The organism is Bradyrhizobium amphicarpaeae, assembly GCF_002266435.3.
Taxonomy (GTDB): domain Bacteria; phylum Pseudomonadota; class Alphaproteobacteria; order Rhizobiales; family Xanthobacteraceae; genus Bradyrhizobium; species Bradyrhizobium amphicarpaeae.
The window spans coordinates 3705926-3730182 of the sequence record NZ_CP029426.2 but is presented as its reverse complement, the minus strand read 5'-3'; the positions used below and the strand labels follow the sequence as shown (position 1 = coordinate 3730182).

The window sequence follows — 24257 nt, the reverse complement described above, 5'->3', positions numbered from 1 at the left end:
CGTTGCAGCGCGTCCGGGACAAAAAAACCTACATCCGCTCCGCGGTCCATGTGCCCGTGCACAGCGCCCCGCGCCAGGTGCCGGAGCCCGAGGTGCCGCTGAGCCGGCCGAAGCCGACGGCGCGCTTCATGCCGGTGCTCAAGGTGACGTTGATGCTGCCGGCATCCGCCACGCGGCCCGACGCCGACACCGCGGCGTTGCTCGATGCGATCTGGCCGTTGCTGATGCCGATCGAGACCGTTGCACCGTTGCCGCAAGTCTCGCTCGATGACGAGATTCGGACATTCCATGCACCGTCGAAAGAAGTTGCCGCGCCTGCCTGCGTCAGCGGGAAGGCGATGGCGACAATGGTGGCGAAGAGACCCTTGCGAAAGCCGTTCATGACACGCCCCTGCGGTTGATCGTGCGGGGATCATGGCAGCGGGGCGGAACCGGCGATGTGAGGGGTGTCACGCGCCCACGGGGCTCTGTGAGGTTGCGCACGTCACGATGACGACCAAAAACAAAGGGCCCGGATCGCGGGCCCCTTGCCTCCGTCAGAATTTCGAACGCGAACTCAATTCACCCGCGTCCAGGTCTGGCCGCCGCAGAACATGCCGCCGAAGGCGCAGCCCTGCACGCGCAGGCGGTCGGTGCCCTTCATCGCGATCGTCGAATCGTAGGTCGAGCCGGAGTTCGGATCGAGGATGCGGCCGGACCATTTCTGGTCCTTGCCGGGCTTCATGTTGATCAGGACCTGCTCGCCGTTCTGGTTCGATTTGCTGTCGACCGAATAGCCGCAAAGGTTGTTGCCGCACTGCTCGATGCGGACCTTGCCTTCCTTCTCCTCGGTCAGCCAGATGCCGAGCGGCGAAGTGAGATCGCGCGTGGCCGCGGCTGCAGGCGCCGGCGGTGCGATGGCGGCGGCCTGAACGGGGGGGCGAGCCAACGCGGGCGGCGGAGGCGGAGCCACAGCCGGAGGCGCGGCTGCCACGGTCGGGGCCGGCGGAGGTGCGGCGGGTGCGGCCTGCTGCTCGACCGGCGCAGGGGCGGGAGGAGGCGCGGGCGGCGGCAAGACGGCCGTCTCGGCCGGCGCATTGCTGGCGGTCGCGGCTGGCGGCGGAGCTGGCGGTGGTGCTGCGGCCGCGGGGGCAGGCGCGGGCACCGGTGCGGCGGCGGCCGGAGCGGTCGTCGTCGGGGCGGGGGCTGCGGGCGCAGCCGGCGTTTGCGGCTCGACCGTCGCTTGCTGCGGTGCCTGCTGGCCCGGAACGGTCTCGTTCTTCTTGGCCTTCTTCGCCTTGCCCTGGCCGGTGTTGTCGTACACGCCGGGAATCTGCACGGTGCCGCGGTCCGGGTCGATGCGGATGGTGCGCCCGCCATATTCGAAGGTGTACTGCGCCTGCGCAGCGGTGCTTGCCAAAAGGAATGCGGCCGTGGCCAACAGCTTCCTCATTTCCATCTCCTGAACAGGTGGTCCCCGCACCGACGCTTACGCGCCGGCTCGATCGCAAAAAGTGATCTAGATCACTGTCGTCCGTATGAGTCGCCGTCCTGCGGTTTCCGGTTCAATACACCCGGGGCCGGTCCAAAGTTTGGCCGGGGACACGCGACAGGAGGACGCGGCCTGAAGCGCCGTTCCAGCGTGATCGGCGCCGCGTCCAGCTTCTGAGGGCGCCGAATTCGCGCGAAAGCGCTCTAGTCGAACCAGGCGGCGTAGATCTTCTTGTAGCCGCCGTCTTCGATGGAAATATGCAGCCATTGGTCGACGAAGGCCTTCAGCGCCATGTCGCGCTGAAGCCAGTAGGCCTTCTCGGAGAAGTCGAACGGCTTTTCGGGATGTACCGCGCAGAGCACGCCGGCATGCTGCCTTTGCTGGTAGCGGGTCTCGGAGGCGTCCGTCATCATCAGGTCGGCATTGCCCTTGGCGATCTCGTCGAAGATCACGGTGTTGTCGGGGAACACGGTGATGTCGGCGTCCTTGATGTTGGCGCGCGCAAAGCGCTCATTGGTGCCGCCGGGATTGACGATCACGCGGGTGCCTTTCTTGTCGATGTCGGGAAGCGTCTGGTACTTGCCGACGTCGGCGCAGCGCGTGATCGGCGTCTTGCCCTCGCGCATGATCGGCGTCGAGAACAGGCCCTTCTTCTGCCGGTCGAGCGTGACCGAGACGCCGCCCATCGCGATATCGAACTGGTCGGCCTCGAAATCCTTCATCAGCTTCGGCCAGGCCGTCGGCACGAACTCGACCTTGACGCCGAGCGCCTTGCCGAGTGCCTCCGCCATGTCGACGTCGAAACCGGTGAATTTCTGCGTCGCCTTGTCCAGATAGGTGAAGGGCTTGTAGTCGCCGGTCATGCCGACGCGCAGCGTACCGCGCTTGACGATCTCGTCGAGGCGCGAGGGCGCCTGCTGCGCATGAGCTGAAAGATTCGCCAGCAACGCCACGGCCAAAGCCGCCAGGATTCGAGCAGCCATTCGAACGATCATCTCTTCTCCACCCCTGCGCGAGCTGGCATTGTGCAGCTCTTGAGCGGTGGATTTAGACCAGATGCCAGGCGCTGGCGAGATGGAATTGAAGGGAATTTCGACGTGACGATCTCGATGTACGAAGCCTCTGTCGGCCTCTTCATTCCGCATTTGCGCAACCTGTCGGGGCTGCTCGACAAGGGCGTGGCCTATGCGGAGACCCGCAAGTTCAATCCGGCAATTCTGCTCGGTATGCGGCTGGCCCCGAACATGTACGATCTGGCGCAACAGGTCGGCGAGGCCTGCCGGCATGCCGTGGTCGCCCCGGCCTTGCTGGCGGAGCGCGAGCCGGTGGCGCTGCCGGCGCTGGAGCACGACATGGCCGGGCTGCAGGCGCGGATCGCAACCTCGATCGAGTTCATCGAAAGCCTGCCGCGCGCGGAGATCGATGCGGCGGCGGAGCGGAACGTCTTCTTCAGGCTGAAGAACGGGACCGAGCTGCCCTTCACCGGGCGAACGCTGCTGCTGACGTTCAGTGTCCCGCAGTTCTTCTTTCACGTCACGACCGCCTACGACCTGCTGCGGCACGCAGGCGTCGAGCTCGTGAAGAAGGATTATCTGGGAAGGAAGTAGTTGCGAGGCGTGATTGCACCTCTCCCCAGCGGGGAGAGGCGTAGAATTTCGACCTTTGGCCTCAGGCTTCGCCCTTGCGCTCGTAATCGGCGAGCGAGCTGCGGCCGGCGATCTCGCTGCGCAGCTGCTCGAAGCGCCTGTTCGCCTCGTCCTCCTGGACGTCGACGAAATGCACCGCGGCCTCGCTCGTCATGGGGCCGCTGACCACGGGCACGGATTGTTCGCCGATGGTCTCGTGGACGTAATACTGGCCGTCATCGCCGCGATGGACCGCCCATTTCAGGCGGATCGCCACCATGGGGCCGGGCCCGACCTTGCTGTAGCCATCGGCATCGGTGTGCTCCGGCACCAGCGGTTGTTCCTCGACGACTGGATGATCGTCGAGAGCCGAATGTTCTTCGAGCGCCGCATACTCGTCCACGACCTGATGCTCGTCGGCGTCAACGTGCTCGCGCTCTCCAGCCACCACGATCTCGGTTTCGGTCTTGCGAATGACCAGAACGGGCTCGGGGCGCTCCAGGATGCTGGCGATGGTCGCCAGCGCGTGGTCGGTCGGGTCGATCTCTGACAAGGTCCATCCTCCAGCTCGACGCGGCCGGCCAGTCTGTCCCACTGCCGCCGCGGCTGGGCTTATTACGCGCGTTTGATTAAGGCTGAGTTGGGGCTCGATCTGCACCAAAATGGGACGCATTCTGGCCGTCCGAAGGCGGGCATAGGATCCGCCCGCCTTCGGCTCGTTCAGCCGAGCACGTCCTGATTGACGATGTTCTGCCGGATTGGATCGCCGTCCAGCACGCTCAGGATATTACGCGCGGTCTGCTCGCTCATGCGTAAGACCGCCTCGACCGTGACGCCGGCGACGTGCGGGGCGATGATAACGTTCGGCAGCGCGAACAGCGCGTTGCTGACCGGCGGCGGCTCCACCTCGAACACGTCGATGCCGGCGCCGGCGAGCTTGCCGGAGACCAGGGCGTCGTGGAGCGCGGCTTCCTTCACGATGCCGCCGCGCGCGGTGTTGATGAGATAGGACTTCGGCTTCATCCGGCCGATCCTGTCAGCATCGAACAGGCCGACGGTCTCCGGCGTCTTAGGGCAGTGGATGGTGACGAAATCGGCGTGAGGCAGCGCGGCGTCGAGGTCGGCGACGGGTTCGCAGCCGGCGGCCTTGATCTCGGCGGCTGGCTTGTAGGGATCGTAGACCTGCACGGTCATTTCCATCGCCAGGCACCGCTTGGCGGTACGGGTCCCGATGCGGCCGAAGCCGATGATCAGCACGGTCTTGCCGTAGAGATCGAACGGCAGCATGCCGAGCCGGTCGGCCCATTTGCCGTCCTTGACGCAGGCGTGCAACTCTTGCGCGCGCTTGGCCAGCGTCAGCATCATGAACAGCGCCTGCTCGGCGACCGAAGGCGAGTTGGCGCTGCCCGCGACCATCAGTGGCACCTTGCGGCGGGACAGAGCGGGCACGTCGACGGCGTCGTAGCCGACACCGATGCGGGTGACGACCTTTATGTCCTTGGACGCCTCGAGTTCGGTCTCGCCGAAGGCGGTCGCGCCGAGCGCCACGCCGTGAACCGGCGCATGGCTCTTCAGCAACGCTTCGAAGTCCTTCGCCGAGATCAGGTTCGGAAACTCGACGAGCTCGATATCGTCCCGCTGGGTGAGGAGGGCGCGTGCGCCTTGCGACAAAGTTTGTGTAACGAAAATCTTCTTCTTGTTGGTCGCCATCGTCCCCTGCCTGCGCGAGTTTCTCGATCCGGCGTCACAACACGGCGCCGGTCGCCTCGTTTAGCAGGTGCATGTTGTTGAGGTCCATCGCCAAACGCATGGGTGCCCCGTCCTTGGCGCCGGCATTGGGATCGACGCGGCCACAGACCGGCGTGCCATCGAGCGCGAAATAGACCAGCGTCTCCATGCCCATCGGCTCGGTGACGTCGAGCACGGTGTCGAAGGTCTCGACGCCTGGTCCGAGATGCGCGTGCGCCTCGGTGAGATGCTCGGGTCGGAGGCCAAGCAGCAGCTTGTCGGTGCGCGGCAGCGAATTGTAACGCGCCGCGCGGGCCGGCGGCAGCGCAAAGGCGATACGGTCGGTGAGGCGGACCTGAAGAGTGCCACCGACGTCTTCCAGCCGGCACGGCAGGAAGTTCATCGCGGGCGAGCCGATGAAGCCTGCGACGAAGCGGGTCGCCGGCCTGTGGTAGAGCTCGTTCGGCGTGCCGATCTGCTCGATCTTTCCCTTGTTCATCACCACGACGCGGTCGGCCAAGGTCATCGCCTCGACCTGGTCGTGGGTGACGTAGACCGTGGTGGTGCGCACCTTCTGGTGCACCTTCTTGATCTCGATCCGCATCTGCACGCGCAGCTTGGCGTCGAGATTGGACAGCGGCTCGTCGAACAAGAAGACTTTCGGATTGCGCACGATGGCCCGGCCCATCGCGACGCGCTGGCGCTGGCCACCGGAGAGCTGTTTTGGCTTGCGGTCGATCAGGTCGGTGATGTCGAGCAGCCGGGCGGCTTCCGTCACCCGCGCCTTGATCTCGGCCTTCGGGTAGTGCTTGAGACGGAGCCCGAACGACATGTTCTCGGCGACCGTCATGTGCGGATAGAGCGCGTAGTTCTGGAACACCATCGCGATGTCGCGGTCCTTCGGCGGCACGTCGTTGACGACGTCGCCGCCGATCATGATGTCGCCGTCGCTGATGTCCTCGAGGCCTGCGATCATCCGCAGCGTCGTCGACTTGCCGCAGCCGGAGGGGCCGACCAGCACGATGAACTCGTGGTCGGCGATATCCAGGTCGATGCCGCGCACGGCTTCGACGTCGTCGTAACGCTTAACCACTTTCCGCAAAGCAACGTCAGCCATCGAACTTCAGCTCCTGGTCATCAACCCTTTGTCGCACCGGCGGTCAGGCCGGCAATGTAGTAGTCCATCAGGAAGGCGTAGATGATCAGCGGCGGCGCGGCGCCGAGCAGCGCGCCGGTCATGATCTGTCCCCAGTTGAAGACGTCGCCCTTGATCAGCGTCGTGATGATGCCGACCGGCAGCACGAGTTGGTCCGTGGAGGTCGTGAACACGAGCGGATAGAGGAATTGCGCCCAGGACACGGTGAAGGCGAAGATGGTCGCGGCGATCAGACCCGGCAGCGCCACCGGAATGAAGATCCGGGTGAGCGTTTGGAACCAGGACGCCCCATCGATGATCGCGGCCTCGTCGAGCTCCTTGGGGATCGATGCGAAGTATCCGATCATGATCCAGGTGCAGAACGGGACCGTCAGCGTCGGATAGATGAAGAGCAGCACGTACCAGCGGTTGATGAGCTGGATGCCGGTCCAGTCGCCGAACTGTGCGAACACCTTGAACAGCGGAATGAACAACAGGCTGTCCGGAATCAGGTAGGTCAGGAACACGCCGGTCGCCAGCGTGGCCGACCCCCAGAACCGCATCCGCGCGAGGGCAAATGCCGCGGGCACGCTGATCAACATCGTGATGGTGACCACGAAAATCGAAACCAGCGCGGAATTCAAGAAGAACCGCAGGAACTGGTTCGAGGTCAGCAGGCCGACGTAATTCTCGAGAGTGGGGTGGAAGACCCACCATGGATTGGTCGCCGCCGAAATTTCGGCGCTGCTCTTGAGAGAGGTGATCAGCATGTAAATGGGCGGCAGCAGCGAGAAGATCGCAAACAGCGTCAGAAAGAAGTACGACCATCGCAGCGCCCATTTGCGGTCGCGGCTCATGCTTCCCAACTTGACGCTGCGCGTCGGCGCGGCCTTGTCTATCGTGACTGAGCTCATCAGGCTTCATTCCCGCGCTTGTTGACGTCCCGCAGGATGAATATCGCTGCGACCGCCAGGATCGGCACCATGAACAGGGAGACGCTTGCGCCAAGCGGAATATCGCTTCCTTCGATGCCGATCCGGAAGGCCCAGGTCGCAAAGATATGGGTGTGGTCGAGAGGCCCACCGGCGGTCAAGATTCTCACGATGTCGAAATTGGCGAAGGTCACGATCAGCGAGAACAGCGTCGTGATCGCGATGATGTTGCGCATCATCGGCAGCGTGACGTACCAGATGCGCTGCCACCAATTGGCTCCGTCGATCGCCGCGGCTTCATAGAGCTGCTCGGGCACCGATTTCAGTGAAGCCAGATACATGATCATGAAGAACGGCGCGCCGTACCAGACATTGACCAAGATCACGGAAAAGCGCGCCCAGTCGGCATCGCCCGTCCACGGGATCGGCCCAATCCCGAAAAACGACAGTGTGTAGTTGAACGCGCTGTAAGAGGGATCGAACAGCCACAGCCATGCGAGCGTGCTCATCGCGGGCGGGATGACCCAGGGCACCAGCAGCATGCCGCGCCATTTGCGCTGGCCTTTGGCCGGAATGTTATGGACGAAATGGGCGACGATGAATCCGATCAGCGCTTTGAACAAGACGGCGGTGATGGCGAAGATGCAGGATTGCTTGACCACCAGCCAGAACGTGTCGCGCTTGAACAGGAACTCGAAATTGCCGAGGCCGACAAATCGCTGCATCGACTTGTTGAGCGTCGCCAGATGCAGCGAGTACACGGCGGGATAAAGCACCAGAAGCGCAATCAGAACGATCAGCGGCAGCGTCATCAGGAACGCCGCGGTGGATTTGCGTTTGAGCGCCTTTTGCAGGCCAGAGCGTTTCCGCGCCGGCTGCGCTGTGCCAACCGTGTCCGGCTGCAATGCGACATCCGCCATGATGCATTACCTCGTGCGTTCGATCGATAAACCGAAGGTTCGAGAGCCGAAGCTTTCGACTCTCGCCAAGTGAGCGAGACGGGGGGCTCGCCGCAAGCGGCCTAACGCTGTCGCGGCGAGCCCGTCCGGCTTAGCTGCGCATGAAGCCTTCGCATTCGCCTTCGGCCCAGGCGAGCGTCTTTTCCATCGCTTCGCCCTGATGGTACCGCAGGCACATCTTGGTGAGTGTAGCCTGCGCGTAGATCTGCTGGGCGATCTTCGGTGGCGCGGGAGAGGCTGCGATCGACAGCGTCTGATGCTTGTAGGGATTCGGATAGTGGAAGAGCGTCCCTTTCGGGGGACCTTCCTCCTGCCAGACTTTCAGCGTCGTGAGCTTCTCATATGCCGGCAAATCGTAGCCTCCGCTGGCGTTGACCATCTTTTCGATGGATGCCGGCTTCGACAATGCGACGAGGAGGCTCTTCGCGGCCTCCTTGTTCTTGGAGAAGTTCCAGATGCTCCAGAAATACGGCAGGTAGGGTGCAAAGCGCCCCTTCGGCCCTTTCGGGAATCCGTGCGTCCAGCATTGCTCCGCAACCTGCGGCGCGTCGCGCTTGGCGACGGCCCAGGCGCTGGGCGGATTCATGATCATCGCACCCCTGCCGGAGACCAGCCATTTATTGTTGGATGCGTCGTCCCAGGCCGCGACGTCGGGCGGCAGGAAGCCGATCAGCTTCTTGTAGAAATCGAGCGCCTGACGAACCGCATCGGTCTTGACGGTGAGATTGCCCTTGGCGTCCACAAGCTGGGCGCCGAACGAAAGGAAGATCGCGCCCGCCGTATCGACGTTGTCGGTGGTCTCGCCGAGACCGATGCCGAAGGGAACGCCGGCCTTGTGACAGGCTTCGGCGGCTTTCAGGAATGTCTCGAGCGTCCAGTCGTCGGCTTTTGGTTCAGAGCCGGCCGGATACATCGCCTGCACGTCGATGCCGGCGTGCTTCTTCATCAGATCGATGCGGGAGCAGGGGCCTTTGATCTGGCTGCCGACGCATGCGGGAACGCCGAGCCATTTGTTCCCGGACATGCCAAGATATTTGACCGTGCCGTTCACCTCGCCGTTTTCCGCGACGATCGGTCCCATGATGTCGGCGACGTCTTCCAACTGTTCGGCATTGGAATGGGCCCACCACGTCGGCATTGCGAAAATATCGTGACCCGACTTTGCCTGCGATTCGGCCGCGATGGTCAGCAGGTTCTTGTTGCCTTGGCTTGGGATGTAGTCGATGGAGACTTCGACCTTCTCCTTGGCGGCCCATTCATTGACCAGATCGGTCGAGGCCTTGTTGGCGCCTGGCACCCAATGGTCCCAGAAGCCGATCGAGAGCTTGCCGGCGGCATTGGCGCCGCGGACGTAGGGCGCTGAGATCAGCGCCGCGGAGGACATTGCAGTGGCAGCCACAAATTGACGTCGCGTCAGTTTCTTGCGTGACATCTCGTTTCCTCGCCTGGGTGTTTGTTGTTGGAGTTTCCTCTGAGACTTCTTTTCCAGTTTCTTGTTGTTGGATTTTCTTGTTGACGCCTTCGGCCCTGGTGAACAATTCACGCAGGCCGCAGCAATTTGGTAGCGCGATCAGATCATGATTGATCGCGTCTGTCGAGAAAGCCGAACGGGCTCACGCATAGAACTAACGTTGTGTGCTCGATCGCGGGAGCGCCGTGCCGCTCGTCAGTTGCGATCGCTGGTTTATTGCGACGCACACGTCGCATGGGCCGGCCTGGTACGATCCGTGCGCAATTACGCCGCAGTTTCGAATAAGCCTGCATAACCGCTTCGCGCGAAAGAGTTTTCGGGCGTGGACAGCGTTCGGCCGCGTCTGGACCGCGAAGCGGCCGAAACGATAGAGTTGCAGTTGGCGGGTGACCTCGCCCCAACAGGCCAGTCAGATCGACGATGGAGACCAGAATGATCAACCCGGCGCCGTCAGCGCGGCTTCACTTGCGGCGATGGCTCGCGCTGGGGGCCGTGCTTACGCTGCTGCTCGGTGCGGCCGCGGTGGCCCATGCGCAAGGCTTGGTCAAAGGCGTTCAGGACGGCGCGGCGGCCGGAAACAAGGCGGCAGGTCCGGTCGGTGGCGTGCTCGGCGGTGCAATCGGCGGCGTGGTCGGCGTCTTCACCGGCGTGCTCGGCGTCGGCAACAATGGCAATCAGGCCCCGGCCGCCAAGGATGGCAGCAAGGATGCCAAGCAGCAGGGCGCGGCCAAGGAGAAGGATGCGAAGGACAAGGATGCAAAGGGCGCCAAAGCGGGCAAGGGCGCCAAGGCGAGCAAGGAGGCCAAGAACGCACCTAATCAAGGCAAGGACAATAAGGACGTCACGGTCCTCACCCAGCCCGGCGCGCCGCAGCAGAGCGCGGAACAGATCGTCGCCAACAGCGATTCCTACATCGAGCGGATCAAGACCCAGCTGAACCTCACGGCCGAGCAGGAGAAGCACTGGTACGGCTTCTCGAGCGCAATGCACTACCTTGGGCATAATGGTGCAGAGCGGCTCAACTTGCGGGTTGCGCGCGCCAAGCGGGATCCGCCCGACGACATCATCGAGCAGATGCGCAACGAGGCGCAGTTCCTGATCGATCGCGCCGCCGATCAGCGCAATGTCGCCGACGCCGCCGAACCGCTCTTTTCGAGCCTCGATGACAAGCAGAAGCAGGTCTTCATCCAGGAGATGGTGCGGCTGAGCCACGAGCGGGGATTGGATTGATCGCGTTGATCGGATCGGGCACGCGTGCATTAACGGCGCCCGCCACGAATTCGTGAATCCCTTCCGAAATTGAGGTATGATTATCTTCGCAAGCAGATTGCGGGGTTGATCTATGGCGGACAAGCTCTCCGTTTTCCTGGTCGAAGACGAGGCGTTGATCCGGATGATGATGGCCGACATGGTGATGGAACTCGGCCACCATGTCGTTGCGGAGGCGGACAATGTCCGCGACGCCAGCGCGTTCGCCATGACCGCGCAATACGATCTGGCCATACTCGACATCAATCTCATGGGTGTCTATGTCGATCCCGTCGCCGATTTGATCGAACGTCGCGGAAAGCCGTTTCTGTTCGCCACCGGTTATGGTCCGGAGTTGCTGCCGTCCTTGCTCCGGCGCCGGCCGATCCTGCGCAAACCGATTGCAATGGATCAGCTCAAGGCGATGATCGATGCGATGTTTCCGGGAGCACCGGTCCAAACGCCCAGCTGAGCCATAACGAAAATGGCCGCCCGTCAGGGGCGGCCATTTGGCGACGGGTCTTGCCGCGGTCTCAAATCAGGCCGGCGCCGAGGTCGATGCCGTACGCCATCAGGCCGAACGAGGCGACCAGGCCCGTGCAGCAGTACAGCAGAATGGTCTTGAAGGACGAATCGGCGAAACGCGCTTCGACGACGGCCGGCATCGCGGCGATCGAAATCATGCTCATGTTCATTGCCCCCTTGTTGACCCTGAATTGCATCAGGTGAGAGGGAACCCTAGCGCAAAAAACTTGACGTCGGATTGCGAGGCATCCTTAACGAAATCCGAATTGGATCCCGTTTTCGGGCGCCGCGGGGCGGATCGCAAGCGTCAGTCGCGGCCGTTCTTCAGCACCGTGGCGATGGTATGGGCCGTCATGGCCGCGCGGTCCGACGCCCGCTGGGCGGCCAGCCGGTCTCGCGCCTTTTCCTCGATCAGAAGGTCGATCAGGGCGAGCCGCTTGCCGTCGTCATCCGCCTCGCTCAGCAGGCGGTGATAGCGATGATAGTCGAAACCAAGATCCTGCTTACGCATGTCACGCCCCCGCAACTACGCCACACACGGCAGGATTGTTTCTCATCCGAAACACGCAGGCAAGCACGTTCATGCCTGGAACCGCGCGTGCGCCGCAATGAGCTGTGCATGACTGGAGCCGCGCGCGGCGAGGCCAACCCCGACTTCAATTCGGGTTTGAGTCGGCGAACATCTTCAGGCCGACGAAGCTCGCATCCGGCTTGATCACGAGCCTGGTCGGGATATTGCGCAGATAATCCTGAAAGCGTCCCTTGGCCTCGAAGCGCGCCCGGAACGCGGAGGCGAGAAGGAACTCGGGAAAGCGCGGCGCGATTCCGCCGGCGACATAGACACCGCCGCGCGCGCCGAACGTCACCGCGAGATTGCCGGCGACCGAGCCTAGGATGGCGCAAAACATCTCCAGCGCCGCGCGGCTGACGGAGCAACTGCCCTCCAGCGCGGCCTTGGTGATGCCGGCAGCCTCGCGATGCGGCACCTGGGCGCCGTCGACTTCGGCCAGGGCTTCGTAGAGGTTTTGCAGCCCGGAACCCGAGAGCGCGCCAAGCTCGATGGAAACGTGGCCGAGGCGCCGGCGCAAGCACGCGATCACACGCTCCTCGCGCTCGTTCTCCGCCGGAAGGGTCGCGTGTCCGGCTTCGGTCACGACGGCCAGCCGCGCGCCGTGGCGCTCGACCAGGCAGGAGACGCCAAAGCCGGTTCCGGGGCCGACCACCAGCAACGGCTCGCCGGGCAGGCCAGCGCCTCCGCCGAGCGGGATCAGATCGGCGGGCTGCAAGGCGGGCAGCGACCAGGCCACCACCTCGAAATCGTTCAGCACATGGACGCTGTCGAAGCCGAGAGCCGGCTGCAGCTCGTTGCCGTCGATGACCCAGGGGCTGTTGGTCATGACGCAGCGGTTGTTGGTGACGGGACCCGCCACGGCCAGCACGGCTCGTTGCGGCGGCTGGCCGCCGGAGCGGCGCGCCAGCACGTCCGCGATGGCTTCCCGGACGGTCGGGAAGTCGGCAACCTTCACGTAATCGATCGGTCCGGCCTGATCGACGTTGCTAAGATCGCCTTGGCCCGATCCGGTTTGACTGAGCGCGAAGCGCGCATTGGTGCCGCCGATATCGGCGAGAAGAATCTGTCCTGACTTGCCGATATTCATGACTTCGCGGCTGCCGCCGCCTTGCGGCCCGGCAACCCTGTCCTCCACGTCTTCGACCCGCGCCGCGCAGTCGCGGACAGTGCGAGAATCCGCCCCTGGGTGCGCCTAGTCAACACAGACGACGCCAAACCGTTGCATCCTGGCGGCCGTCCGGTGACCAATTCACGCGGCGCTTCGCACGGCGCTGGCGGTTGCGAAGCCGCGCGGGAAGGCCGACACTAAGGAGACTTGTCCGGTGCCGGCGCGCCGGGCACAGCGAATGAGCCCGACGATGCAGATTTCCGACCGCGACGTGCTGCTTGTGATCGACGTGCAGAACGATTTCTGCACCGGCGGCGCGCTCGCCGTTCCCGGCGGCGAGAAGGTGGTCCCCGCCATCAACCGGGTAGCTCAAAAATTCGGCAATATGGTGCTGACCCAGGACTGGCATCCGCGCGACCACGTCTCGTTCGCGCCGAATCATGCGGGCAGGCAGCCGTTCCAGACCATCGAGCTCGACTACGGCGCCCAGGTGCTGTGGCCGGCGCATTGTGTACAGGGTACCTCGGGTGCGGAGTTCCATCGCGATCTCGACGTGGTCAGGGCGAGCCTCGTGGTGCGCAAGGGCTTTCGCACTGGCATCGATTCCTATTCGGCGCTGTTCGAGAACGACAAGCGCACGCCGACGGGCCTGCTTGGATATCTGCGCGAACGCGAGTTGAAGACCGTGTTCGTCGCCGGCCTCGCGCTCGACTTCTGCGTCCGCTTCTCGGCGGAGGATGCCCGCAAGGCAGGATTCGAGGTCGCCGTCATCGAGGACGCCTGCCGCGGCATCGATCTCGACGGCTCGGTCGCTGCGACCCATCGGAGTTTCCGGGACCTCGGCATTTCCATCGTGAGCCTGGAGGCGTTCCTGTGACGATCGTGCGAGAGCCATGGTGAAGCAGGCCGGCAAACCAAGCGGTGCGCAGGGGCCCGTCCCGGACGACCCGCTGCTGTGGCCGTTTGCGGCGGCGCGCCTTGCCATGGACAGCTGCTTCTGGTGGCTGGAGCGCGGTCCGGCGGAGCAGGGCGACAGCACTCTGTCCTGGACGACCCCGAGCACCGTGGCGCTCGAGCTGGCGACCATGCGCCTGCGCGATTGCTCCCAGACGCGGTCCGGCCAGCCGGCGCTGGTCTGTGCACCCTATGCGCTGCATCGGGCCCTGATCGCCGATTTTGCTCCCGGCCACAGCGTGGTGCAGTCGCTGCAGACCGGCGGCATTGACCGGGTCTATCTCACCGACTGGCGGTCGGCGACGCCGGATATGCGCTATTTCTCGATCGACAGCTATCTCGGCGATCTCAACGTCGCGATCGACGAGATCGGCGCGCCGGTCGATCTGGTCGGCCTGTGCCAGGGCGGCTGGCTGTCGCTGCTTTATGCGGCGCGCTTTCCGGCCAAGGTGCGGCGGCTGGTGCTGGTCGGCGCTCCCGTGGATGTGTCGATTGAGTCCTCGTTGTGCCGGCTCACCCGCAACGCGCCCGAGATGGTCTACGACCAGCTCGTCGCACGCGGCGGCGGCAATGTCCGCGGCGAGGAGATGCTCCACTTCTGGTCCAAGGCGCCGAACCGCGACGACATCGTAACGGCGTTGCAAATAGATTTGTCAAACACGGAAGGCGCGGCGCTGCTCGCGCGTTTCGACCGCTGGAACGCCGAGACGCTCGATCTGCCGGGCAAATATTATCTGGAGATCGTCCACCGGATTTTCCGGGAGAACCAGATCGCCGGCGGCAGTTTCGTTGCCCTAGGCCGCACGGTCGATCCGAAGGACGTCAAGGCGCCGGTCTTCCTGCTGGCCGGGCTCGACGACGAGGTCGTGCCGGCTGCGCAGGCGCTCGCCACCGCGGCTCTGCTCGGCACGCCGCCGGCCTTCATTGCGGCGGCGTCCGAGCCGAGCAATCACCTCGGCCTGTTCATGGGCGCGCGCACCCACGCCCACGCCTGGCCGCGGATCGCCGAATGGCTGCGCGACGATCTGTCCGACGTGCTGGCCCGCAGCGCCTGAGCTCACCAGGACGTTGGGCAGGCGGCCCTGCAAACCCGTTATGCATGACGGCGGATGGCCTGCACGGGGCGGGGGCGATGGGCTACATATGGTCCGGAGCTGACGGCTTCGGCAGCGAAGATATCAAGGGTACTGCGCTCGATGACTTTCCACTCGATCTACGCCCACGGATTTGCGCGCGTGGCGGCCTGTGTCACCACGTCTCATGTCGCCGATCCCTCGGCCAATTCGAAGGTCGTGCTGGCGGCTGCCACTGCCTGCCATGAGCAATCGGTCGCGGTCGCCGTATTTCCCGAGCTGTGCCTGTCCGGCTATGCGATCGAGGATCTGGTCAAGCAGGATCCACTGCTCGATGCAGTCGAGCGCGGTCTCGCGGGCCTCGTCGAGGCCTCCGCGGGACTGATGCCGGTGCTGATCGTCGGCGCGCCGCTGCGCTTTGGCCATCGCATCTACAACTGCGCCGTCGTCATTCATCGCGGCAACGTTCTCGGCGTGGTGCCGAAGTCTTACCTGCCGACCTACCGCGAGTTCTACGAGGGCCGGCATTTCGCCTCCGGCGCCGGCATGGCCGGAGAGACGATCGCATTCGGCGGGTTGCTCGCGCCGTTCGGCGTCGACCTCCTGTTTTCCGCCGAGGATATTCCGGGTCTCACCATCGGTGTCGAGATCTGCGAGGACATGTGGATCCCGGTGACGCCGTCTGCCGAGCTCGCGCTTGCGGGCGCCAGCGTGCTGGTCAATCTCTCGGGCAGCCCGATTACGATCGGCCGGGCGCGATCGCGCGCGCTGCTGTGCCAATCGACATCGGCGCGTTGCCTTGCGGCCTACGTCTATTCGGCCGCGGGCGCCGGGGAATCGACCACGGATCTCGCCTGGGACGGCCAGACCTCGATCTACGAGAACGGCGTGCTGCTGGCCGAGGGCGAGCGCTTCCGCCAGGGCGGCCAGATCACTTATGCCGACGTCGATCTCGACCTGCTCAGGCAGGAACGTGCCGCGATGGGGACGTTCGACGACAACCGCCGCCAGCGCGAGGCGTTTTTCCGCAAGGTGACATTCGCCCTGAAGCCGCCGGCCGCCGACATCGGCTTCCTGCGCAAGGTCGAGCGCTTTCCGTTCGTGCCGAGCGACGAAAGTCTGCTCGAGCAGGATTGCTACGAGGCCTACAACATCCAGGTCGCCGGCCTCGTGCAACGCATGCGCGCCACCGGCACCAAGCGTGTCGTGATCGGTGTCTCGGGCGGGCTCGATTCCACCCATGCATTGATCGTCGCCGCCAAGGCGATCGACCTGCTCGGCCTGCCGCGCGAGAACATCCTGGCCTACACCATGCCGGGCTTCGCCACCGGCAGCGAAAGCAAGACGCATGCATTGGCGCTGATGCAGGCGTTGCAGACGAGCTGGCAGGAGCTCGACATCCGCACCACCGCGACGCAGATGCTGAAGGACATCGGTCATCCCTTCGGCAACGGCGAGAAGGTTTACGACGTCACCTTCGAGAATGTGCAGGCCGGCTTGCGCACGGATTATCTGTTCCGGCTCGCCAATCATCACGGCGGTATCGTGATCGGCACCGGTGATCTCTCCGAACTCGCGCTCGGCTGGTGCACCTATGGTGTCGGCGACCAGATGGCGCATTACAACGTCAATGCCGGCGTGCCGAAGACGCTGATCCAGCATCTGATCCGCTGGGTGATCGCATCGAAGCAGTTCAGCAGCGACGTCAACCGGACGCTCGGCGCGATCCTGGTGGCGGAAATCTCGCCCGAGCTGGTGCCGGTCGAGCCCGGCCAGAAGCCGCAGAGCACGGAAGCATCCGTCGGCCCTTACGAGCTGCAGGATTTCAACCTGTTCTACACGCTGCGTTTCGGCATGCGTCCCTCCAAGATCGCCTTCATGGCGCAGCACGCGTGGAAGGACGTCGCCAAGGGCGAATGGCCGCCGGCGTTCCCGAACGACCGGCGCAAGGCCTATGATCTCAAGGAGATCCGCCGCTGGCTCGAAATGTTCCTGCGTCGCTTCTTCGCCTTCAGCCAGTTCAAGCGCTCGGCGATGCCGAACGGCCCGAAGGTCTCGGCGGGCGGCTCGCTGTCGCCCCGCGGCGATTGGCGCGCACCGTCGGATTCGAGCGCGGTGGCCTGGCTCGAGGATCTCGAGCGGAACGTGCCGAACTGATCTGGCGGATTGTTGGGGAGATGATCGAATGTCGGCCGGAGATGGTGCGAAAGCGGAGGAGGCCAGGGTCGTCAACGGCCTCTACATCTTCGACATCGAAATGCGCGACGGCAAGCGCGGGCAGGCGAGGGGCGTCGTCGTGCTCTGTGACGGACGCATCATGGGTGGCGACAGCTATTTCTGCTACACCGGCAGCTACACATTCCGGAACGGCAAATGGCGCGGCGACATGATCGTCAACCAGCATACCGAGGCGGTCGGCAGAACGCTCGCATTCGGCGGCCGGGAGGTCACCTGCGGTTTCTCGGGTGACTATTCCGCCGGCGGCGCCGAGGTCGAAGGCATGGCGCTGGTCGGCAAGACCAGCGTGACATTCACGGCGAGACTGACGCTGAAAGATGCAATGTGAGCGGGGCTCCAGGGCGGCCCTCTTCAAACGACAACGCGCCGTCCGGATGCCCCCAACCGGACGGCGCGTTGCTGCGTTCAATCTCACAAAGCTTCGAGGTCCGGAGTGCCTAGGAGTCCGGACCTCGTCACCTTGCCCCAGCCTTCAATCCCCCGCCCCATGTGGTCCCCCAACCCCATGTAGCGCGATCAGAGGGTGATGCCCGTGGAAGTGGCCGCCGATCGATGTCCCGCGATGTACTGGACAGCGCGATAGGATTCCATTCCGGATCACTACGGACACAGATACCGCTTGCCATGTGTCCATTCGGCATCGGCGCCGTGATCGCGACGGCCTCAATCGCGGGCGCGCCAGGAGATGTCCACATCTCCTCACGGGGCGGAACCTGCATTTCACCGGCCTGTCATTGAACTGGTCTAGCGCTGCTCCCGTCATCGCTGACGATCAAGGAGCAAGCCATGTCGAAGCCGGTGCTGGGCGCAGCATTGTCCATCAAATCGATCCCCGCACACCGCGACTGGCTTCTTGACCGGCAACGCGATCTCGAAATCCAGGATTTCTTCCGCGCCGACCTGCTCGACGGCGACTGGCGCAGCACGGCCGGCGAGATCAAGCAGATGCTGTCCGGCCATACCGGCCGGCTCGGCATCCACGGCCCGTTCTGGGGCTTCAAGATCGACAGCCACGATCCCATGATCCGCCAGGCCGTGACCAAGCGCCTGATCCAGGGCCTCGATGCCGCCGAGTTCCTCGGCGCGACTCAGATGGTGATCCATTCGCCGTTCACGACCTGGGACCACAACAATCTCGATCTCTATCCTGACAACCGCGCCAATATCGTCGAACGCGTCAAGGCGACGCTCGCCGAGGTAATCGCGCGCGCCGAGACGATCGGCTGCGAAATCGTCATCGAAAACATCGAGGACAGGGATCCGCGCGACCGGGTGCGCCTCGCCAAGGCGCTCGAAAGCGCCAAGGTCCGCGTCTCGCTCGACACCGGACATGCCAACTACGCCCACATCTCCACCGGCGCGCCGCCGGTCGACTATTACGTCGAGACCGCCGGCGACATGCTCACACATGTGCATCTGCAGGACACCGACGGCTTTGCCGACCGGCACTGGGCGCCGGGCGAAGGCAACATTCCCTGGGTCGCCGTGTTCCGCGCGCTGGGGCGGGTGAATTCCAACCCGCGGCTGATCCTCGAGCTCCGCAATCACGATGACGTCCGCAAGGGTGCCGCGCATCTCGCCGCGCTCGGTCTCGCCGAATAACCGCATCATCTGAGGCTACCGCCATGAGCAAATTCACCCGTCGCACTATCCTGAAGACCGGCGGCGCTGCCGCAGGCACGCTGCTGCTGCCGCGCTTTGCCATCGCGCAGGCCGACAACCGTCCGTCGGTGACGATCGCCGTGCAGAAGGTGACGAATGCGAACGTGCTCGACGTGCTGCGCGAGCAGTCCAATGTCGGCGAACGCGTGTTCTTCTCCTCGATCTGGGAAGGCCTGATCTCCAAGAACTGGCGCGGCAGCCTGGAAGCCGTGCCGGGCCTTGCTACCGAATGGCGCCGCATCGACGACCAGACCGTCGAGGTGAAGCTGCGCCAGGGCGTCAAGTTCCACAATGGCGACGAGCTGACCGCAGAGGACGTCGTCTTCACCTTCAGCCGCGAGCGCATGTTCGGCGAGACCGAGGCCAAGAGCCGCTCGACCATCCAGGCGTTCGAGAAGATTCCGACGCCGCGTCCGGGCAAGGAATTGCCGCCTGACGTCCCCGCGGTTGCGCGCCGGATCTGGCCCGATCTCGTGCGGGTCGATGCCGTCGATAAATACACCGTGCGCTTCTACAACGCGACGCCCGACGTCACCATCGAGGGTCGGCTATCCCGCTACGGCTCCGACATCATGAACCGCCGCGCCTGGGACGAATCCGCGAGCTATCTCGACTGGGCGCGCAAGCCCGTGACGACCGGCCCCTACAAGGTCGTCGAGCTCAAGCCCGACGTGTCGCTGACCCTCGAAGCCCACGACGACTATTGGGGCGGCCGTCCGCCGCTCAAGCGCATCCGTTTCCTCGAAGTCCCTGAAGTCGCGAGCCGCATCAACGGGCTGCTGTCCGGCGAATATCAGTTCGCCTGCGACATCCCGCCGGACCAGATCGCCGGCATCGAGAAGAACGCCGCGTTCGAAGTGCAGGGCGGCACCATCCTCAATCACCGCCTGACCGTGTTCGACAAGAACCACGCCCAGCTCGCCAATCCCCTGGTACGCCGCGCCTTCACCCACGCGATCGACCGCCAGGCTATCGTCGACAGCCTGTGGGCCGGCCGCACCCGCGTGCCGAAGGGCCTGCAATGGGAGTTCTACGGCGACATGTTCAACGCCGACTGGAGCGTGCCGGCCTATGATCCCAAGCTGGCGCAGGATCTGCTCAAGCAGGCCAATTACAAGGGCGATCCGATTCCGTATCGCCTGCTCAACAACTACTACACCAACCAGGTCGCGACCGCGCAGGTGCTGGTCGAGATGTGGAAGTCGGTCGGTCTCAACGTCCAGATCGAGACCAAGGAGAACTGGTCGCAGATCATGGAACGCGCGCCGACCCGCGCCGTGCGCGACTGGTCGAACTCGGCCGCCTTCAACGATCCCGTCTCCTCGCTGGTCGCCCAGCACGGGCCGAACGGCCAGCAGCAGCAGATCGGCGAGTGGACCAATGTCGAGCTGAACAAGCTCTCCGAATTCCTGGAGACCTCGACCGACCGTCCCGCGCGCAAGAAGGCGTTCCGCCGCATGCTGGAGATCGCCGAGCGCGAGGATCCCGCCTATACGGTGCTGCACCAGAACGCGACCTTCACGGCCAAGCCGAAATCGATCAAGTGGAAGGCGTCGCCAGCGTTCGCGATGGATTTCCGCGCGGGCAATTTCGAGGCGTGAGCGTGGCTCTATTGGTCAATATCCGGGGCCTCAGCGTCGCCTTCAACGGCGTGCCGGTCCTGCGCGGCGTCGATCTCGCTCTCGGCAAGGGCGAGGCGCTCGGCCTCGTCGGAGAATCCGGATCCGGCAAGTCGGTGACGTGGCTTGCCGCGCTCGGGCTGTTGCCGCGGCATGCCAACGTTTCGGGCTCGGTGCGGCTCGATGGACGCGAAATCCTGGGCGCGCCGGCCGCCGAGCTCGACCAGGTCAGGGGCGGGCGCGTCGCCATGATCTTCCAGGATCCGGCGAGCGCGCTCAACCCGGTCTTGACCATCCGCAAGCAGCTCTGCGAAGCGCTGACGCTGCATCGGGATCTCCAAGGCAATTCCGTGAGGGCGGAAGCACGTCGGCTGCTCGATCTCGTCGGTATTCCCGACGCTGGCCGGCGGCTGGAGGCCTATCCGCACGAATTCTCCGGCGGCCAGGTCCAGCGCATCATGATCGCGATGGCGCTCGCCGGAAATCCCGACGTTCTGATCGCGGACGAACCCACCACCGCACTCGACGCCACCATCCAGGCCCAGATTTTGGAGCTGCTGTCGTCGATCCGCCGCGAGTTCGCCATGGCGATGGTCCTGATCAGCCACGACCTCGGCGTCGTCGCCGAGAATTGCGACCGCGTTGCCGTGATGTATGCCGGCCGCATCGTCGAGCAGGCACCCAGCAACCAGCTGTTCGCCGATCCCGTGCATCCCTATGCGCAGGGCTTGATCGGCGCGCTGCCGCCGCTCGATGGCCCCCGCCGCCGTCTCACCGCCATCCCGGGAACGGTGCCGGATCCCGCGAAAATGCCTGAGGGCTGCGCCTTCGCACCGCGCTGCGGGCTGGCAGCCGAGCCGTGCGGCCGTGCCGTGCCGACCCTGGCGCCGATCGCGAGCGATCGTGTCGTCGCCTGCATCCGCGCCGAGGCCTCGCGCCGCGCGCTGCTGGGGATCGCCGCCGAATGAGTCCGCCGCTCGTCGAGGTCTCCGAAATCTCCCGCAATTATTCGATGCGCTCCGGCATGTTCGGCCGAGCTGCGGCTGTGCATGCTGTCGACGGCGTATCGCTGACGATCGCCAGAGGCGAGACGCTCGGTCTCGTTGGCGAGTCCGGCTCAGGCAAGTCCACCACTGGCCGCATCGTCCTCGGCCTCGAGCCGCCCGACAGCGGCGAGGTGAGGTTCGACGGCAAGCCGATGGCCGTGCCGGCAACGGCCGCGTGGCGTGCGCAACGCGCGCGCATGCAGATGATCTTCCAGGACCCGCTCGGCGCGCTGGACCGGCGTTTGCCGGTCGCAACGCAGATCCGCGAACCTCTGGACATCCACAATCTCGGCACGCCCGCCGAGCGCGAGGACCGCGTGCGCGAATTGCTGCGCGCGGTCGAGCTGACGCCGGCGCATGGCGGCCGTTATCCGGGGGCGCTGTCCGGCGGCCAGCGCCAGCGTATCGTGCTGGCACGCGCGCTCGCGACGAAGCCGGATTTCCTGGTCTGTGACGAGCCCGTCAGCGCCCTCGACGTTTCGATCCAGGCACAGGTGGTGAATCTGCTCTGCGATCTCCAGGCGCAGCTGGGGCTCACGCTGCTGTTCATCAGCCACGATCTGCGCGTCGTCAGGCAGATCAGCAACGTCGTCGCCGTGATGTATCTAGGCCGCATCGTCGAGATCGGCAGCGCGGACGATCTGTTCGCGCGGCCCGAACATCCCTATACGCAGGCGCTGGTTTCGGCCTCGCCCGCACCGGGCCGCCGCAGCGCCGGCCGTATCGTGCTGGCGGGCGATCCGCCGAACCCGGCGGCGCGCCCGCAAGGCTGCGCCTTTCACCCGCGTTGCCCGCGCGCCATCGCGCGCTGCGCACGCGAGGTGCCGGCGCTCGCGGCCGTTGGCGGCGACAGGCAGGTGGCCTGCCATCTGGTCACGGGCGCCGAGACGCGGGACGCGGCGTGATGGCACGCTATCTCGCCATTCGCTTCGGCCGCGCCGCGCTCACGATCGTGCTGGTCGTTACCTTCGCCTTCGTCGTGCTTCGCCTCTCCGGCGATCCCGCGCTGATGATTTTGGGACCGGAAGCGCCGCCCGAGGTGCTCGCGGCGTTCCGGAAGGCCTGGGGCCTCGATGATCCCATCTGGTTCCAGTATCTCGACTATTTCGGCGCCATCGCCAAGGGCGAGCTCGGCCGCTCCATGCGCGACGGGCGGCCCGCGATCGAGCTGGTGCTGGAGCGCATTCCGGCGACGCTGGTCCTGACACTGCCTGCGTTCTTCTTCAAGGTCGTGCTCGGGATCCCCGCCGGCATCTACGCCGCACTGCATCGCGGATCGGCCATCGACCGCGCCGTGATGATGACGGCAGTCGCCGGGTTCACAGTCCCGAGCTTCGTGCTCGCGCTGCTGCTGGTGCTGGTCTTTGCGGTGCAACTCGGCTGGCTGCCTTCGGGCGGGCAGGACAGCTGGCGTCACGCGATCCTGCCCATCGTGACGCTGAGCCTCGGCGGCGCGGCGGTGCTAGCGCGCTTCACCCGCAGCGCCATGCTCGAAGTGCTGGGCCAGCCCTATATCCGCACTGCGTCGGCCAAGGGCGTGCCGTGGCGCAAGGTGGTGACCTCGCATGCGCTGCCGAACGCGGCGATCCCGACCGTCACCATCCTCGGCTTCATGGTGGGCACGCTGATCGCCGGCGCGGTGGTGGTGGAGAGCGTGTTTTCCTGGCCGGGAGTAGGGCGCCTGCTGGTCGTCGCGGTCGCCAACCGCGATCTTGCCGTCGTGCAATGCATCCTGCTGCTGGTCGCGATGACCATGGTCACGTCGAACCTCGTCGTCGATTTCCTCTACGGCTTCCTCGATCCGCGGCTGCGCGCCAAGGGAGCGCACGCATGACCGACGCCACGCTGAAGGACACGACCTCACGCCGCATCGGCTGGCCTGCGATCCCGGTGTCCGTCTTGCTGGCGATCACCTGGATCGTCGCCATGCTGGTGATCGCGGCCTTCGCGGAGAAGATCGCGCCCTATGGTTACACCCAGCTCGACCTGCGCAACCGGCTCTCCACGCCGGGCAATATCGCGCATTGGCTCGGCACCGACGAGCTCGGCCGCGACGTGCTGTCGCGGCTGCTGGTCTCGATCCGCATCTCGCTGCTGATCGCCTTCGGCGCCACCGCGATCTCGGCTGTGGTCGGCACCACGCTCGGCTTCCTTGCCGCGCATTTTCGAGGGGGCGTCGAACAGTTCGTGCTGATGCTGACCGACTTCCAGGCCAGCATGCCGTTCCTGATCATGGCGCTTGCCGTGCTCGCCTTCTTCGGCAATTCGCTGCCGCTGCTGATCGGCCTGATGGGGCTGTTCGGCTGGGAGCGCTATGCCCGCATCGCCCGCGGTCTTGCCATCTCGGCCAATGCGCAAGGCTACGCCGCCGCGGTCCGCCAGTTGGGCGCGACGCCGGTCCGGATTTACCTGCGCCACATCCTGCCCAACATCGCCTCGACCCTGATCGTCTCGACCACGCTGGTTTTCCCCGAAGTGATCCTGATGGAGTCCGGCCTGTCTTTCCTCGGCCTCGGCGTGCAGCCGCCGATGACCAGCCTCGGCAACATGGTCGGCTATGGCCGCGAGTACCTGACCCGGGCGCCCTGGATCATGCTGGCGCCCGCGGCCACCATCGTGGTCACCACGCTGGCGGTGTCCGTGATCGGCGACTGGCTGCGCGACCGGCTCGACCCGACGCTGCAATAGACTTCTCGTGTCCCGGACGCGCGAGGCGCGAGCCGGGACCCAGGGGCCACAGCACGCGCAGCCAGATGGGCCCCGGCTCTGCAGCGCACCGCTGAAGACGCGCTGCGCTGCGTCCGGGGCTCGAGCGCCCCCGCGCCGGGAGCAGGGGAGGCCTGTCATGCCCAAGTTCCCGTTGCGCGCGTTCCCCGGCTGCGCTATCCGGCC

General features: G+C 64.9%; 25 protein-coding genes. 13 read left to right on the top strand and 12 right to left on the bottom strand.

Translation table 11 applies throughout. The features are described from left to right. Positions 1 to 28 precede the first annotated feature (28 nt). The 3 genes from CIT40_RS17315 to CIT40_RS17305 all read right to left on the bottom strand — a co-directional run bounded on the left by CIT40_RS17315 (position 29) and on the right by CIT40_RS17305 (position 2454). Positions 29 to 382, bottom strand: a complete 354-nt coding sequence (locus CIT40_RS17315; RefSeq protein WP_094890324.1) for a hypothetical protein — start codon at positions 380 to 382, stop codon at positions 29 to 31. 174 nt (positions 383 to 556) lie between these two features. Continuing rightward, positions 557 to 1432 (bottom strand): DUF2147 domain-containing protein, encoded by an 876-nt coding sequence (locus CIT40_RS17310; protein ID WP_109862228.1) that lies wholly within the window; start codon positions 1430 to 1432, stop codon positions 557 to 559. A gap of 242 nt (positions 1433 to 1674) precedes the next feature. Next, positions 1675 to 2454: a transporter substrate-binding domain-containing protein gene (locus tag CIT40_RS17305; RefSeq protein WP_094890318.1), complete on the bottom strand. Its 780-nt coding sequence runs from the start codon at positions 2452 to 2454 to the stop codon at positions 1675 to 1677. A gap of 126 nt (positions 2455 to 2580) precedes the next feature. On the opposite strand from CIT40_RS17305, the gene CIT40_RS17300 reads away from it, so the two are divergent. Beyond that, positions 2581 to 3078: a DUF1993 domain-containing protein gene (locus tag CIT40_RS17300; RefSeq protein WP_094890323.1), complete on the top strand. Its 498-nt coding sequence runs from the start codon at positions 2581 to 2583 to the stop codon at positions 3076 to 3078. A 61-nt stretch (positions 3079 to 3139) separates the two neighbouring features. Here the strand turns inward: CIT40_RS17300 and CIT40_RS17295 are convergent, their stop codons facing one another. The 6 genes from CIT40_RS17295 to CIT40_RS17270 all read right to left on the bottom strand — a co-directional run bounded on the left by CIT40_RS17295 (position 3140) and on the right by CIT40_RS17270 (position 9282). Then, positions 3140 to 3649, bottom strand: a complete 510-nt coding sequence (locus CIT40_RS17295; protein WP_162307536.1) for a hypothetical protein — start codon at positions 3647 to 3649, stop codon at positions 3140 to 3142. A gap of 167 nt (positions 3650 to 3816) precedes the next feature. Continuing rightward, positions 3817 to 4806 (bottom strand): hydroxyacid dehydrogenase, encoded by a 990-nt coding sequence (locus CIT40_RS17290; RefSeq protein ID WP_094890317.1) that lies wholly within the window; start codon positions 4804 to 4806, stop codon positions 3817 to 3819. A gap of 34 nt (positions 4807 to 4840) precedes the next feature. Further along, complete coding sequence (locus CIT40_RS17285) at positions 4841 to 5941, bottom strand: ABC transporter ATP-binding protein (RefSeq protein ID WP_094890316.1); 1101 nt, start codon at positions 5939 to 5941, stop codon at positions 4841 to 4843. 20 nt (positions 5942 to 5961) lie between these two features. Further along, positions 5962 to 6873, bottom strand: a complete 912-nt coding sequence (locus CIT40_RS17280; RefSeq protein WP_094890315.1) for a carbohydrate ABC transporter permease — start codon at positions 6871 to 6873, stop codon at positions 5962 to 5964. Then, positions 6873 to 7811, bottom strand: a complete 939-nt coding sequence (locus CIT40_RS17275; RefSeq protein WP_094890314.1) for a carbohydrate ABC transporter permease — start codon at positions 7809 to 7811, stop codon at positions 6873 to 6875. The genes CIT40_RS17280 and CIT40_RS17275 overlap by 1 nt, the downstream gene beginning before the upstream one ends. A 130-nt stretch (positions 7812 to 7941) precedes the next feature. Next, positions 7942 to 9282 (bottom strand): ABC transporter substrate-binding protein, encoded by a 1341-nt coding sequence (locus tag CIT40_RS17270; protein ID WP_094890313.1) that lies wholly within the window; start codon positions 9280 to 9282, stop codon positions 7942 to 7944. A gap of 471 nt (positions 9283 to 9753) precedes the next feature. Here CIT40_RS17270 and CIT40_RS17265 point away from each other — a divergent pair, with 471 nt between their 5' ends. Next, on the top strand, positions 9754 to 10551 hold the full coding sequence (locus tag CIT40_RS17265; protein WP_094890321.1) for a Spy/CpxP family protein refolding chaperone: 798 nt from the start codon (positions 9754 to 9756) through the stop codon (positions 10549 to 10551). A gap of 112 nt (positions 10552 to 10663) precedes the next feature. Next, complete coding sequence (locus tag CIT40_RS17260) at positions 10664 to 11041, top strand: response regulator (protein WP_094890312.1); 378 nt, start codon at positions 10664 to 10666, stop codon at positions 11039 to 11041. A 61-nt stretch (positions 11042 to 11102) separates the two neighbouring features. Here the strand turns inward: CIT40_RS17260 and CIT40_RS17255 are convergent, their stop codons facing one another. The 3 genes from CIT40_RS17255 to glk form a co-directional block, all read right to left on the bottom strand. Continuing rightward, a complete protein-coding gene (locus CIT40_RS17255; protein ID WP_167443358.1) occupies positions 11103 to 11258 on the bottom strand; it encodes a hypothetical protein in 156 nt (51 codons plus the stop codon). 143 nt (positions 11259 to 11401) lie between these two features. Then, entirely contained in the window at positions 11402 to 11605 is a 204-nt protein-coding gene (locus CIT40_RS17250) for a hypothetical protein (protein WP_094890310.1), read from the bottom strand. Positions 11606 to 11750: 145 nt separating this feature from the next. Next, positions 11751 to 12752 carry a glucokinase gene (gene glk / locus CIT40_RS17245; protein ID WP_094890309.1) on the bottom strand — a complete coding sequence of 334 codons (1002 nt, stop codon included), beginning with the start codon at positions 12750 to 12752 and terminating at the stop codon, positions 11751 to 11753. 259 nt (positions 12753 to 13011) lie between these two features. On the opposite strand from glk, the gene pncA reads away from it, so the two are divergent. The 10 genes from pncA (at position 13012) to CIT40_RS17195 (ending at position 24053) form a co-directional block, all read left to right on the top strand. Further along, positions 13012 to 13650: a bifunctional nicotinamidase/pyrazinamidase gene (gene pncA / locus CIT40_RS17240; RefSeq protein WP_094890308.1), complete on the top strand. Its 639-nt coding sequence runs from the start codon at positions 13012 to 13014 to the stop codon at positions 13648 to 13650. Between the two features lie 16 nt (positions 13651 to 13666). Continuing rightward, positions 13667 to 14782 (top strand): alpha/beta fold hydrolase, encoded by a 1116-nt coding sequence (locus CIT40_RS17235; RefSeq protein WP_094890307.1) that lies wholly within the window; start codon positions 13667 to 13669, stop codon positions 14780 to 14782. A 141-nt stretch (positions 14783 to 14923) separates the two neighbouring features. After that, positions 14924 to 16957 (top strand): NAD(+) synthase, encoded by a 2034-nt coding sequence (locus CIT40_RS17230; protein WP_094890306.1) that lies wholly within the window; start codon positions 14924 to 14926, stop codon positions 16955 to 16957. A 28-nt stretch (positions 16958 to 16985) separates the two neighbouring features. Further along, entirely contained in the window at positions 16986 to 17366 is a 381-nt protein-coding gene (locus CIT40_RS17225) for a GrlR family regulatory protein (protein ID WP_094890305.1), read from the top strand. A 458-nt stretch (positions 17367 to 17824) separates the two neighbouring features. Next, positions 17825 to 18640 carry a sugar phosphate isomerase/epimerase family protein gene (locus tag CIT40_RS17220; RefSeq protein WP_094890304.1) on the top strand — a complete coding sequence of 272 codons (816 nt, stop codon included), beginning with the start codon at positions 17825 to 17827 and terminating at the stop codon, positions 18638 to 18640. Between the two features lie 23 nt (positions 18641 to 18663). Beyond that, complete coding sequence (locus tag CIT40_RS17215) at positions 18664 to 20301, top strand: ABC transporter substrate-binding protein (protein ID WP_094890303.1); 1638 nt, start codon at positions 18664 to 18666, stop codon at positions 20299 to 20301. Between the two features lie 2 nt (positions 20302 to 20303). After that, the gene (locus tag CIT40_RS17210; RefSeq protein ID WP_094890302.1) at positions 20304 to 21287 is read left to right on the top strand and encodes an ABC transporter ATP-binding protein; all 984 of its coding nucleotides are present in this window, start codon (positions 20304 to 20306) and stop codon (positions 21285 to 21287) included. Continuing rightward, on the top strand, positions 21284 to 22270 hold the full coding sequence (locus CIT40_RS17205) for an ABC transporter ATP-binding protein (RefSeq protein ID WP_094890301.1): 987 nt from the start codon (positions 21284 to 21286) through the stop codon (positions 22268 to 22270). The genes CIT40_RS17210 and CIT40_RS17205 overlap by 4 nt, the downstream gene beginning before the upstream one ends. Next, positions 22270 to 23199 carry an ABC transporter permease gene (locus tag CIT40_RS17200; RefSeq protein ID WP_162307535.1) on the top strand — a complete coding sequence of 310 codons (930 nt, stop codon included), beginning with the start codon at positions 22270 to 22272 and terminating at the stop codon, positions 23197 to 23199. Before CIT40_RS17205 ends, CIT40_RS17200 begins: the two co-directional genes overlap by 1 nt. Then, positions 23196 to 24053 (top strand): ABC transporter permease, encoded by an 858-nt coding sequence (locus CIT40_RS17195; protein ID WP_094890299.1) that lies wholly within the window; start codon positions 23196 to 23198, stop codon positions 24051 to 24053. The genes CIT40_RS17200 and CIT40_RS17195 overlap by 4 nt, the downstream gene beginning before the upstream one ends. The last annotated feature ends 204 nt before the right edge of the window (positions 24054 to 24257 follow it).